Origin of the sequence: Bifidobacterium bifidum ATCC 29521 = JCM 1255 = DSM 20456, assembly GCF_001025135.1 — a bacterium.
In the GTDB taxonomy this organism is placed as follows: domain Bacteria; phylum Actinomycetota; class Actinomycetes; order Actinomycetales; family Bifidobacteriaceae; genus Bifidobacterium; species Bifidobacterium bifidum.
In genome coordinates this window covers 921,234-933,623 of sequence record NZ_AP012323.1, presented here as the reverse complement: position 1 = coordinate 933,623, position 12,390 = coordinate 921,234, and the positions used below count along the sequence as shown (strand labels likewise).

The 12,390-nt window shown below is 62.8% G+C and carries 10 protein-coding genes; 4 read left to right on the top strand and 6 right to left on the bottom strand.

From position 1 onward, the window contains the following. Positions 1–43 precede the first annotated feature (43 nt). The 4 genes from uvrB to BBBF_RS03695 all read right to left on the bottom strand — a co-directional run bounded on the left by uvrB (position 44) and on the right by BBBF_RS03695 (position 5,762). Positions 44–2,155, bottom strand: a complete 2,112-nt coding sequence (uvrB, locus tag BBBF_RS03710; protein WP_021647435.1) for an excinuclease ABC subunit UvrB — start codon at positions 2,153–2,155, stop codon at positions 44–46. Between the two features lie 178 nt (positions 2,156–2,333). Continuing rightward, a complete protein-coding gene (gene coaE / locus BBBF_RS03705) occupies positions 2,334–2,942 on the bottom strand; it encodes a dephospho-CoA kinase (protein WP_003819783.1) in 609 nt (202 codons plus the stop codon). A 324-nt stretch (positions 2,943–3,266) separates the two neighbouring features. After that, entirely contained in the window at positions 3,267–4,739 is a 1,473-nt protein-coding gene (rpsA, locus tag BBBF_RS03700; RefSeq protein WP_021647437.1) for a 30S ribosomal protein S1, read from the bottom strand. Between the two features lie 147 nt (positions 4,740–4,886). Then, on the bottom strand, positions 4,887–5,762 hold the full coding sequence (locus BBBF_RS03695; RefSeq protein ID WP_021647438.1) for a bifunctional methylenetetrahydrofolate dehydrogenase/methenyltetrahydrofolate cyclohydrolase: 876 nt from the start codon (positions 5,760–5,762) through the stop codon (positions 4,887–4,889). Between the two features lie 113 nt (positions 5,763–5,875). Between BBBF_RS03695 and BBBF_RS03690 the strand changes: the two genes are divergently transcribed. The 3 genes from BBBF_RS03690 to BBBF_RS03680 all read left to right on the top strand — a co-directional run bounded on the left by BBBF_RS03690 (position 5,876) and on the right by BBBF_RS03680 (position 8,810). Further along, positions 5,876–6,919 (top strand): metal ABC transporter solute-binding protein, Zn/Mn family, encoded by a 1,044-nt coding sequence (locus BBBF_RS03690; protein ID WP_033509424.1) that lies wholly within the window; start codon positions 5,876–5,878, stop codon positions 6,917–6,919. 167 nt (positions 6,920–7,086) lie between these two features. Beyond that, on the top strand, positions 7,087–7,977 hold the full coding sequence (locus tag BBBF_RS03685) for an ABC transporter ATP-binding protein (protein WP_013363367.1): 891 nt from the start codon (positions 7,087–7,089) through the stop codon (positions 7,975–7,977). Continuing rightward, entirely contained in the window at positions 7,974–8,810 is an 837-nt protein-coding gene (locus BBBF_RS03680) for a metal ABC transporter permease (RefSeq protein ID WP_003812712.1), read from the top strand. The genes BBBF_RS03685 and BBBF_RS03680 overlap by 4 nt, the downstream gene beginning before the upstream one ends. A 93-nt stretch (positions 8,811–8,903) precedes the next feature. Here the strand turns inward: BBBF_RS03680 and ispF are convergent, their stop codons facing one another. Next, a complete protein-coding gene (gene ispF / locus BBBF_RS03675) occupies positions 8,904–9,380 on the bottom strand; it encodes a 2-C-methyl-D-erythritol 2,4-cyclodiphosphate synthase (RefSeq protein ID WP_013363366.1) in 477 nt (158 codons plus the stop codon). A gap of 18 nt (positions 9,381–9,398) precedes the next feature. Continuing rightward, positions 9,399–9,995 carry a CarD family transcriptional regulator gene (locus BBBF_RS03670; RefSeq protein ID WP_003812708.1) on the bottom strand — a complete coding sequence of 199 codons (597 nt, stop codon included), beginning with the start codon at positions 9,993–9,995 and terminating at the stop codon, positions 9,399–9,401. Positions 9,996–10,122: 127 nt separating this feature from the next. Between BBBF_RS03670 and glgB the strand changes: the two genes are divergently transcribed. Then, positions 10,123–12,378, top strand: coding sequence for a 1,4-alpha-glucan branching protein GlgB (gene glgB / locus BBBF_RS03665; RefSeq protein ID WP_003812706.1), 2,256 nt, complete (start codon positions 10,123–10,125; stop codon positions 12,376–12,378). Positions 12,379–12,390: the final 12 nt, after the last annotated feature.

The window sequence follows — 12,390 nt, the reverse complement described above, 5'->3', positions numbered from 1 at the left end:
ACCAGCATAGGAAAGGGCTGTGACGCTCTCTGTCACGAAATGCTCACTTGTTCGCTTCCGTCATCTGGCGCAGTTCCTTCTTGAGGTCGCGGATCTCGTCGCGCAGGCGTGCTGCGAGCTCGAACTGGAGCTGTTCGGCGGCGGTGTGCATCTGCTCGCTCAGCTGACGGATAAGGTCGGCGAGATCCTGCGCGGGAAGCCCCGCCTTGAGTATCTCCTCATGTCGCTTGTCGGCCTCCGCGGCGTCGAGGGAGGGCACACCCAGATGGGTGTTGCCGGCCTTGCCCGCGTTGCGGTAGCCGCCTTCGAGCAGCGTGGCCGTGTCCACGTCCTCCTTGGCGAGCATGTCGTTGACGTCGCTGATCTTCTTGATGAGCGGCTTCGGGTCGATGCCGTGCTCCTTGTTGTAGGAGATCTGCCGCACACGGCGACGGTCGGTCTCGTCGATGGCCTTGCGCATCGCGTCGGTGGTCTCGTCGGCGTACATGATGACCGTGCCCGATACGTTGCGGGCCGCGCGACCGATGGTCTGGATCAGCGAGCGGTACGAGCGCAGGAACCCCTCCTTGTCGGCGTCGAGGATGGCCACCAGCGATACCTCGGGCAGGTCCAGTCCCTCTCGCAGCAGGTTGATGCCTACGATGACGTCGATCTTGCCTTCGCGCAGTTCGCGCAGCAGTTCGACGCGCCGCAGCGTGTCGACGTCGGAATGCAGGTATTCGACCTTGATGCCGCGTTCCAGCAGGTAGTCGGTCAGATCCTCGGCCATCTTCTTGGTCAGTGTCGTCACCAGCGTGCGCTCGTTTTTGTCGACGCGGTCCTTGATCTCGGCGAGCAGGTCGTCGATCTGCCCCTTGGTCGGGCGCACGTCGATCTTCGGGTCGACCAGACCGGTCGGTCGGATGATCTGCTCGACCACGCCGTCCGACAGACCGAGCTCATAGTCGCCGGGTGTCGCCGACAGGTATACGGTCTGCCCGACGCGGTCCAGGAACTCCGGCCATTTGAGCGGGCGGTTGTCCATCGCGGACGGCAGACGGAACCCATGTTCGACCAGCGTGCGCTTGCGGGACGCGTCGCCCTCGTACATCGCGCCGATCTGCGGCACGGTGACATGCGACTCGTCGATGACCAGCAGGAAGTCATCCGGGAAGAAGTCGAGCAGCGTGTGCGGCGGCGTACCGGGTGCGCGGTTGTCAAAATGCCGCGAATAGTTCTCCACGCCTGAGCACACGCCGACCTGTGTCAGCATCTCCAGGTCGTATGTGGTGCGCATGGTCAGGCGCTGCGCCTCCAGCTCCTTGCCCTGCTTCTTGAGTTCGGCCACGCGCTGGTCCAGCTCCTCCTTGATGGTCTTCAACGCATGCTCCATGCGCTCGGGGCCTGCGACGTAATGCGAGGCGGGGAAGATGTGCACGGAGGTCTCGTGGTCGATCACGTCACCGGTGAGCGGATGCAACGTGGAGATGCGGTCGATCTCGTCGCCGAAGAACTCGATGCGGATAGCCAGCTCCTCATATACCGGGATGATCTCGACGGTGTCGCCACGCACGCGGAACGTGCCGCGCGTGAACGCGATGTCGTTGCGCTTGTACTGCATGTCGACGAACTTGCGAAGCAGCTGATCGCGGTCAATCTGCTGGCCTTCCTGGAGGAACAGCATGCGGCCGGCGTACTCCTCCGGCGTACCGAGGCCGTAGATGCACGAAACGGTGGCGACGACCACGCAGTCACGCCGCGTGAGCAGGTTCGCGGTGGCCTGATGGCGCAACCGCTCCACATCGTCGTTGATGTTGGAGTCCTTCTCGATGTACGTGTCGGTCTGCGGTATATACGCCTCGGGCTGGTAGTAGTCGTAGTAGCTGACGAAGTAGCTGACCGCGTTGTCGGGCATGAGTTCGCGGAATTCGGCGCATAGCTGCGCGGCGAGTGTCTTGTTCGGCTCGATGATGAGCGTCGGCCGCTGCAGCCGTTCGATGAGCCATGCGGTCGTCGCGGTCTTGCCCGTACCGGTGGCTCCCATGAGCACCACGTCGTTCTCGCCGTTCTCGATGCGGGTGGCCAGCTCCTCAATGGCCTGCGGCTGGTCGCCGGACGGCTTGTACGGTGATTTGACGACGAATGGCTTGTCGGCGCGCTCGATGTTGAATCCCATGGCTTCCAGCTTACCGCCATCCGTTCAGCGAACGGTTCTCAATAAGAAAAGTGCGAGGATAACGCACAAAACAGCACAATCGCACAAAACATGCATGCCTTGGAAATACAGGGATTTGGCGGGTTTCATGTGCGTTTTGCGGCGCTGCCGGGCTCACACCTTTTCACGGGCGGATGATTCAGTGAGCCTTCCACCGGCGATACAGCCCATCGACCTGCGCCAGCATGTCGGGGATCGGGCGGGTGGAATCGATGACGATGTCGGCAAGCTCCCGGCGCTCGGCTGTGCTCGATTGGCTGCGGATACGGTCTGCGGCCTGCCGTTCGGTCATGCCGCGCGTCGCGACCATGCGCCTGATGCGCATCTGTTCCGGCGCCTCCACCGTGACGATGTGATCGAATTGGAACGGAATCGACCGGATCACCTCTGTGAGAAGCGGCACGTCATGGACGATGACCTTCGCGCCGGGATTCCGTCGCTCCATCCGTGCGGCTTCGGCATATATCAGAGGATGCTCGATGTCGTCCAACCGTTCGCGTGCGCCGGGAGCGGCGTCACGGCCGAACACGCGCTCGGCGAGCCACGCCCGATTGAGCGATCCGTCGGCCAGCAGCGCGTCCGGGCCGAACACGGCGGCGATCCGTGGCAACGCCACTCCCCCGGGCGCAACGATCTCATGCGCAAGTCCGTCATAGTCGATGACCAGCGCGCCGAGTTCCCGCATCCGGGCGGCGACGGTGCTCTTGCCCGCGGCGATGCCTCCGGTCAGTCCGATACGAATGCTCATGACATCATGCTATTCGCGACACGCCCGGTTTCGTGGCAGAGATGGAAGGCGATTTTTTGGACTCTCGCAGCATTCCGCCATTTCACTGATTCGCGCATGGCAGGCTTGCTGGATATCCGGGCGTGTCGCGGTTGTTCAGGGCAGCCGGGAAGTGAGGATGACCGGCATCGCGCAAAGACAACCCTCAGTCTCGCTATGCTCGACCGCTCCCGCCGGCGGGAGCGGGATATGAAAAAACGGGAACCACCCGTATGGGGCGATTCCCGTTTTTCTATCTGCCGGCAAATCCTACCAGCATTCTACTTCTTCTCGGGATGAGATGACTCACTTGCCGAGCAGCTGATCGCGCAGAGCGGCGAGCTGGTCGGAGTCGGCGAGAGTACCCGTGGAGGAGTTGTCGGAAGAGTAGGTGGAGGTCTCCTCGACCTTCTCTTCCTTCGGAGCCTGGCCATCCTCGGCAGCGGAAGCCGCGGCGTTCTCCAGCTCCTTGGCGACGAACGCCTTGTGCTCCTCCCACAGTTCGTGGGCGGCGGCGTACTGGGATTCCCATTCCTCGCGCTGCTTCTCGTAACCGGCGATCCACTCGTTGGTGTTCGGGTCGAAGCCTTCGGGGTACTTGTAGTTGCCCTGCTCGTCGTACTCTGCCGGCATGCCGTACAGAGCCGGATCGAAGTCCTCGGAAGCCGGGTCGACGGAGTCGTTGGCCTGCTTGAGGGACAGGGAGATGCGGCGACGATCGAGATCGACGTCAATCACCTTGACGAAGACCTCTTCGCCGGACTTGACGACGGTCTCCGGGTTCTCCACGTGGCGGTTCGCCAGCTCGGAGATGTGCACCAGGCCCTCGATGCCATCCTCGACGGAGATGAAGACACCGAACTGGACAATCTTGGTGACCTTGCCCTTGACAATCTGGCCGGGAACGTGGGTGCGAGCGAAGCGCTGCCACGGATCCTCCTGGGTCGCCTTGAGGGACAGGGAGATGCGCTCACGGTCGAGATCGACGTCGAGCACCTCGACGGTGACCTTGTCGCCGACCTTGACGACCTCGGACGGATGGTCGATGTGCTTCCAAGACAGCTCGGAGACGTGGATCAGGCCGTCAACGCCGCCCAGATCGACGAACGCGCCGAAGTTGACGATGGAGGACACGACACCCTCGCGGATCTGGCCCTTCTTGAGCTGGGACAGGAAGGTCTCGCGCACTTCGGACTGAGTCTCCTCCAGGTACTGGCGGCGGGACAGAACCACGTTGTTGCGGTTCTTGTCGAGCTCCAGGATCTTGGCCTTGATCTTCTGGCCGATGTACGGGGAGAGGTCGCGAACGCGACGCATTTCGACGAGGGACGCGGGCAGGAAGCCACGCAGACCGATGTCGACGATGAGGCCGCCCTTGACGGCTTCGATGACGGTGCCCTCGACGACGCCGTCAGCTTCCTTGATCTTCTCGATGTCGCCCCAGGCGCGCTCGTACTGGGCACGCTTCTTGGACAGGATCAGACGACCTTCCTTGTCTTCCTTGGTGACGACAAGGGCCTCGATGGTGTCGCCGACCTCGACGACCTCGTCAGGATCGACGTCCTTCTTGATGGAAAGTTCGCGGGAGGGGATGACGCCCTCGGTCTTGTAGCCGATATCCAGGAGGACCTCGTCGTGATCGATCTTGACGACGGTACCTTCGACCAGATCACCATCGTCGAAGTTCTTGATGGTGGAATCGACTGCCTTGATGAAGTCCTCTTCGGTGCCAATGTCGTTGATGGCGACCTTGGTGACTTCAGTGTTGTTCTCTGCCATGTAAATATATGGTTTCTAATAGTGGATGAATAATTACTCGATATTCAGTTATACATGTGCACTCATATGAGCACACACAAGTTATCAGGATACCTACAGCCATGCCCAAAATGGGCGGAAAAACCAGCGCGACACGCCCGAATTCGGCTACATTTTCCTCTCGGCCATCTCCACGACGTTGGCGAGCAGCATGGCGCGGGTCATCGGACCGACGCCGCCGGGGTTTGGAGAGTATGCGGAAACCTTGTCATAACAGGCCTTGTCGACGTCTCCCTTGATGCGGAAACGGCCAGCCTGCTCATCGAACACGCGGGAGACGCCGACGTCCATCAGCACGGCGCCGTCCTTGACGTTTTCGGGCTTGACGAACCCGGCTGACCCCATGGCCGCGATGATGACATCGGCGCGACGCATGTGGTCGGCGATGTCGCGCGTGCCGGTGTGGCACAGGGTGACCGTGGCGTTGACCGCCTTGCGCGTCAGCAGCAGACCGATCGTGCGGCCGATGGTGATGCCGCGCCCGAGCACGCACACCTCCTTGCCGTTCAGGTCGATGTCGTAGGCATCGAGCAGTTCGATGACGCCGCGCGGCGTGCACGGCAGCGGGGTCGTGATGTCGCCCTGCACATGCAGCACGAGTTCGCCGAGATTGTATGGGTGCATGCCATCGGCATCCTTCGAGGGATCGATCAGACCGATGATCGCGTTCTCGTCGACGCCGCGCGGCAGCGGCAGCTGCACGATGTAGCCGGTGCAGGCCGGATCCTCGTTCAGGTCGCGCACCGCAGCGGCGATGTCATCGAAACTCGCGTCGGCGGGAAGGTCGCGCCGGATGGAACGGATGCCGACCTCCGCACAGTCGGCATGCTTGCCCGCGACGTATTTCATCGAACCGGGATCCTCCCCGACCAGCAACGTTCCCAGACCGGGGACGATGCCGTGCTCCTTCAGTGTCGAAACACGTTCCGCCAGGTTCGCCTTGACCTCGGCCGCGACCCGCTTGCCATCGAGTTTGATGGTCATGTGCGTCCTTCCCTAGAGTTCGTTCATTCTTCGTAGCGTTAGGCTATCGTGGACTCAGGTCAATGACAATCCGACGGCGGACCGTCGACGGCATATTCGAAGAAGGCAGCGATATGAACATTCACCCGCATCGTCTGGTCACCGGCATTGCCGCCATCCTCGCCACAGGCATGCTGATGGTGTCGAGCGCCTGCGGCACCGGCGGCGGCTCGCAATCCGAGCGGCCCTCCGCGAAGGAGCCGACCGGACCGATCACCGTCGTCGCGTCCATCAACCAGTGGGGCTCCCTCGCCGAGCAGATCGGCGGCACCGACGTGAACGTCACCTCCATCCTCAGCTCCACGAATGTGGACGCGCATGATTTCGAACCGAAAACATCCGATGTCGCCAAGCTGCAGAAAGCGCAGATCATCGTGTCGAACGGCGCCGGATACGACTCATGGGCGACCAAGTCCGTAGGCCGCAACTCGACCATAGTCTCGGCCGCCGAGACGGTCGGAGCTATGGAAGGCGACAACCCCCACCTATGGTTCTCCAAGGACGCCCGCAACGGCATGGCGACCGAACTGACGGAGGCATTTTCCAAGGCGCTCCCCGCCAAGAAGAAGGCGTTCCAGTCGCGCCTCAAGGCATGGCAAAAGGAGGAAAAGGCCATCGAGAAGTCGATGGGCGAGTTCGCCGCCAACCACAAGAACGCCACGTACGGTGCGACGGAGGCCGTGGCGTACTACCTGATGTCGGACATGGGCTTCCAGGACGACACTCCCAAGGGGTTCGCCCGATCCGCGGCCTCGGGCGGCGAACCTGCCCCGGCCGACCTGCAGGAATTCCAGTCGCTGATCGAATCACAAGGCATCAGCGTGCTGGTCAACAACACGCAGGAATCCAGCGGCGCCACCAACATGCTGACAGGGACGGCCGGACGGGCAGGCGTCCCCGTGTTCGACGTCAGTGAGCAGATGCCGCAGGCGTACACGACGCTGACTGATTGGATCGCCGATCTGGTGGCCCGGCTTGACAAGACCGTCTCCCCCGCCATCATCGACGACAGCGACGAAAGCGGCAGTTCCGACGGCAAAGACGGCGCCAGCGCCAAGAACGATGCCGGCAACAGTGCTGACGACAAAAGCGATACCGGCGCCGGCAGCAGCAACTGAGTTCGCCCGCCCGCTCCAGACCGTTACCATTGCCGTCTCTTCCGCCGCTAATGAGTCCGCCACCGCTAATGAGAATGATTGTCATAGTCCTTTGCGATAATGCGTTGCCGTACATGTCGCACCGGCGGACGTGATGCCGGTCCCGTACAGACAGGACGATGAATCATATGCACAGCAACAGCGGCGACCGGGAACAACGGCCCGACTGCATCGTGTTCAGCAACGCCTCGGTGAAACGCGGCGAACGGCTGATCTGGCAACACGGCGACTTCTCCATACCGGCGGGTTCGGTCACCGCCATAGTCGGCACGAACGGCACCGGCAAAACCACGATGATGAAAACGGAGCTCGGCCTCCTCCCACTCGCCGGGGGCACCGTGCACGTGCTCGGACGCCCGGCAGGCGAGATGAACCGCCAGATCGGGTACGTACCGCAAAGCTACACTTCGGATATCGACTCCAATCTCACCGCCGAGCAGTCGGTGCTGCTCGGCCTGACCGGCACCCGTTTCGGCGTCCACTTCGTCACCAAGGCGCAACGCGCGAAGGTGAAGGAGGCCATGACCTTCACCGGCATCGCCGACAAGGCCCACTACCGGCTGTCCGAGCTTTCGGGCGGTCTGCGCCAGCGCGTCGCCATCGCGCAGGCCTTGGTATGCGACCCGAAACTGCTCATGCTCGACGAGCCGCTCGCGAATCTCGACCTGGCCAGCCAGCGCGCCGTGGTGCATGTGCTGGCACGGCTCAACAAGGAGCTCGGCATGACGATCCAGGTCGTCGCGCACGATCTCAATATGCTGCTGCCGATCCTGACCGGCGCCGTCTATCTGCTGGACGGGCATCCTCACTACGCGGCGATGAACGACGTGCTGGATTCCAAGCTGCTCACGCACCTGTACGGCACCAAAGTTCAGGTCGTCACCACGCCGCAGGGGGACATGTTCGTCACCCCCACCCCCGACGAGGCGGATGACGTCGTTCCCGACACGCATGACACCAGCGAGGTCGCACAATTCCACCATCACGAATACCACGAGCGGAAAGGGCGGGCACAATGACCGGCATCAGTTTCTCCTTCGATCCCGACTGGATGTACACCCTGTCCGCCCCGTTCATGACCAACGCCTTCCTCGCGGGCCTGTGCATCTCGCTCGCCGCGGGCGTGATGGGATATTTCACCATCGCACGCCATTCGACGTTCGCCGCGCACGCGCTGGCCCATATCGGACTGCCCGGCGCCACCGGCGCGGTGCTGCTGGGGCTGCCGGTCTCGCTCGGCATGGGAGTGTTCGCGCTGGGCGGCGCGCTGGTCATCGGAGCGTTGGGCAAGCGCGCCACGCAGCGGGAGATCGCCACCGGCACCGTGCTCGCCTTCGCCACCGGCCTCGGACTGTTCTTCGCCCGACTCTCGTCGTCCGCGTCACAGCAGATGCAGTCCATTCTGTTCGGCTCGATCCTGACTATAACCACCGATCAGATCCTTGGCTTCGCCGTGTTCGACGTGATCCTGCTCGCCGTGCTGGCCATCGTGTACCGGCCACTGCTGTTCAGCTCCGTCGACGAACAGGTGGCGCAGGCCAAGGGTGTGCCTATCGGGCTGATGAACGTTGCGTTCATGGCGATCATGGCCGGCGTCATCACCATCGCGGTCCCCGCGGTGGGTACGCTGCTGATCTTTGCGCTGGTCATCACCCCGGCCGCCACGGCGAACGCCATCGTCGCCTCGCCGTTCAAGGCGATGGTGATCGCGACGGTGCTGTGCCTGGTGTCGATCTGGGGCGGTCTGGTGCTGTCCGCGATGTTCCCCGCTCCCCCGAGCTTCATCATCGTCACGTTGTCGACGCTGTTCTGGGCGATCGCCAAGGGCGTGACGTCGCTGCGTCATCGCTGATTACTCTGGACGACGCCCGCGAATCGGGCGAATGCGGGCGTTGTCCAGCGGAATCATGCGAATCCCCGCTGAGATTCGCATGATTCCGCTCGATTACAGCACCAGCGCATTGGCGATGGCGGCGATTCCCTCGCCCCGGCCGGTGAATCCCATATGGTCGGTGGTCGTGGCGGTCACCGTCACCCGGCATCCGACGGCATCCGACAGTGCGCGCTCGGCTTCCTCCCGGCGTCGCCCGATCTTCGGACGATTGCCGATGATGACCACGCTGGCGCTGGATGGCATCCTTCCATGCGATCGCAATACATCGACGGTTCTTCGCAACATATCGCAGCCGTGCATGCCGGCTCCCGGAGCATCGGCTCCCACGCCGAACAGTCCGCCGATGTCTCCCAGCCCAGCGGCGGACAACAGCGCATCGATCAGGGCGTGGGCGGCCACATCGCCGTCCGAATCCCCCTCGATACCGACGCCATCCCATAAAAGCCCGGCGAGCCATAGCTGCCGGGCTGGATCCTCGGCGAAACGATGCGCGTCAAACCCTTGACCAATCGCTGGAACAGCGTTCATGGACATGCTCGTCGCCGGCTACTTGCGCCGGGACTTCTTGCTTTCGGATTCGATGCGGGCCAGGGTCCGGTCGGCAGGCTCGGCGGGTGCCTCGCTGTGATGCTTCTCGTCGCCCGGCTTCGGCTCGGAGAAACCGAGGTTGACGTCGAGCAGACGCTGGATCTCGGCCTCGTCAAGGTCTTCGGACAGGGCGATCTCGGAGGTCAGGATGCTGCGGGCGCGGGTGAGCATCCGCTTCTCGCCGGCGGACAGGCCGTGCTCGTCCACGTCGCGCTGGGCGAGGTCGCGGACGACCTCGGCGATCTTGTTGACGTCACCGGTCGCCAGCTTCTCGACGTTCAGCTTGTACCGGCGGGACCAGTTCATCTCCTTCTCGACGATGGGCGTACGCAGGATCTCGAAGACCTTGGCGACCTCATTGGCGTCGACGATGTCACGCACTCCGACCTTCTGCGCGTTCTCGACGGGAACATTGATGACCAGACCGTCGGAAGACAGCACGGTGAGTTGCAAGTATTCCCGCTTCACGCCCTTGACCACCCGTTCGGTAATGGCCTCGACCCTTGCCGCTCCATGACGCGGATAGACGACCATATCGCCGACCTTGTACCCCATGAATCCTCCGTGACAACAATATACTTAACCTTACGTATTGTGCCATACAGCCGGGACGATGGGAACACTCCGGACACGGCTCGCCAAAATCTCGCAATAGTGCCCCGAAGGTATTACCCTCTGTGTTATGGCTACTTACACGAACATCAATGAAGATATCGCTCCCGTGCCAGTGAATCAAAGTGATTTGAGCGCGGTGAGCAATGCAACGTTCTACAACCCGCACGAAGTGCTGGGCGGTCACCTCGGTTCCGGAGACCACGCCGGAACCGTCACCATCCGAGTGCTCAGGCCACTGGCCAAGAGCGTCACCATATACACCCAGAAGGGAACGGCCGAGGCCCGGCACGAATTCAACGGCGTCTTCGTGGCCGTCATCGCGGCCGAAAAGACCGCGGACGGCTGGGCCGTGCCCGACTACCGTGTATGCACCACCTACGAGGGCGGCAAGTCCGTCATGGAGGACGACCCGTACCGTTACCTGCCCTCCATCGGCGACATGGACGCCTACCTGTTCGGGGAAGGCCGCCACGAACGCCTGTGGGAGGCCCTGGGCGCGCGCGTTCGCCGCTACGACGACCCGATGGGCGGCGCCGACGGTGCTCCCGGCCACCAGGTCGTGGGCACCTCGTTCACCGTCTGGGCGCCCAACGCGCACGCGGTCCGCGTGGTCGGCAACTTCAACTCCTGGGACGGCCGCCGCCACGCCATGCGCGAGCTCGGTTCCTCGGGCATCTGGGAGATCTTCATCCCCGGCGTCAAGGCGGGCGAGGTCTACAAGTACGAGCTGCTCAACGCGAACCACGAGTGGAAGATGAAGGCCGACCCGATGGAACGCTCCCACGAGATTCCGCCGGCGACCGGCTCCATCGTCGTCGAATCGGACCACGAATGGAATGACGAGGCATGGATGGACCACCGCAGGCACACCGACCCGCACGCCGGCCCGGTCAGCATCTACGAGGTCCATGCCGGCAGCTGGAAGAAGGGCATCGGCAACTACCGCGAGCTGGCGGACGAGCTCGTGGACTACGTGGCCAAGGAAGGCTTCACGCATGTCGAGTTCATGCCGCTGACCGAGCACCCGTTCTCGGGCTCGTGGGGATATCAGGTGACCGGCTACTACGCCGTGGACTCCCGACTCGGCAATCCGGACGACTTCAAGTACCTGGTGGACAAGTTCCACCGTGCCGGCATCGGCGTCATCATGGACTGGGTGCCCGCTCACTTCCCGAAGGACGATTTCGCGCTCGGACGCTTCGACGGCACCCCGCTGTACGAGGATCCCGACCCGCTGCGCGGCGAGCACCCCGACTGGGGCACGTACGTGTTCAACTTCGGCAGGCGCGAGGTGCGCAACTTCCTGGTCGCCAACGCCTGCTTCTGGCTCGACGAATACCACATCGACGCGCTGCGCGTGGACGCGGTGTCCTCGATGCTGTACCTGGACTACAGCCGCAAGCCCGGCCAGTGGCGCCCGAACATCTACGGAGGTCGCGAAAACCTCGAAGCCATCGACTTCCTCAAGGAAGCCAACGCCACCGCGTACAAGAACAACCCCGGCGTCATGATGATCGCCGAGGAATCCACCGCCTACCCCGGCATCACCGCACCGACCGACGCCGGCGGACTGGGATTCGGCCTCAAGTGGAACATGGGCTGGATGCACGACACGCTGCAGTACCTGCACGAGACCCCCATCAACCGCAAATGGCACCACAACGAGATCACCTTCTCGATGGTGTACGCCTATTCGGAGCATTACGTGCTGCCGATCAGCCACGACGAGGTCGTGTACGGCAAGGGCTCGCTGTTCGGCAAGATGCCGGGCGACGACTGGCAGCGCTACGCCGGCGTGCGCGCCCTGTTCGCCTACCAGTGGGCGCACCCGGGCAAGAACCTCACCTTCATGGGCAACGAGATCGCGCAGTACGGCGAGTGGAATCATGACGGTTCGGTCGACTGGGACGCCCTCAACTGGCCTGACCACCGCGGCGTGCAGAAGCTCGTCGCCGACCTGAACGAGTTCTACAAGGACACGCCGGCCATCTGGAGCCAGGACTTCGACCCGGCGGGATTCCAGTGGCTGACCAGCGATGACGCCGATCACAATACGCTCAGCTTCCTGCGCATCGGCAGCAAGGGCGAACAGCTCGTCGTCGTGGTCAACTTCTCCGGCGAGGCGTGGCAGGACTATCAGGTTCCGCTGCCGCAGGGCGGCAACTGGACCGAGGTGCTGACCACGGACGACAAGAAGTACGGCGGCTCCGACATCCACAACGGCACGTTCGCCGCGGTGAAGGGCGAGTACCATTCGCGTGATTGGTCGGCAAAACTCACCATTCCGGCATTGGGGGCGGTATTCTTGAAACCGGAAAACTGAAAGGTGAATCGT

Coding starts and splice junctions, on each gene's coding strand:
- glgB (WP_003812706.1), top strand. CDS start 10,123: ATGGCTACTTACACGAACATCAATGAAGATATCGCTCCCGTGCCAGTG.
- BBBF_RS03670 (WP_003812708.1), bottom strand. CDS start 9,995: ATGGGGTACAAGGTCGGCGATATGGTCGTCTATCCGCGTCATGGAGCG.
- coaE (WP_003819783.1), bottom strand. CDS start 2,942: ATGAGCATTCGTATCGGACTGACCGGAGGCATCGCCGCGGGCAAGAGC.
- rpsA (WP_021647437.1), bottom strand. CDS start 4,739: ATGGCAGAGAACAACACTGAAGTCACCAAGGTCGCCATCAACGACATT.
- uvrB (WP_021647435.1), bottom strand. CDS start 2,155: ATGGGATTCAACATCGAGCGCGCCGACAAGCCATTCGTCGTCAAATCA.
- BBBF_RS03685 (WP_013363367.1), top strand. CDS start 7,087: ATGCACAGCAACAGCGGCGACCGGGAACAACGGCCCGACTGCATCGTG.
- BBBF_RS03680 (WP_003812712.1), top strand. CDS start 7,974: ATGACCGGCATCAGTTTCTCCTTCGATCCCGACTGGATGTACACCCTG.
- BBBF_RS03690 (WP_033509424.1), top strand. CDS start 5,876: ATGAACATTCACCCGCATCGTCTGGTCACCGGCATTGCCGCCATCCTC.
- ispF (WP_013363366.1), bottom strand. CDS start 9,380: ATGAACGCTGTTCCAGCGATTGGTCAAGGGTTTGACGCGCATCGTTTC.
- BBBF_RS03695 (WP_021647438.1), bottom strand. CDS start 5,762: ATGACCATCAAACTCGATGGCAAGCGGGTCGCGGCCGAGGTCAAGGCG.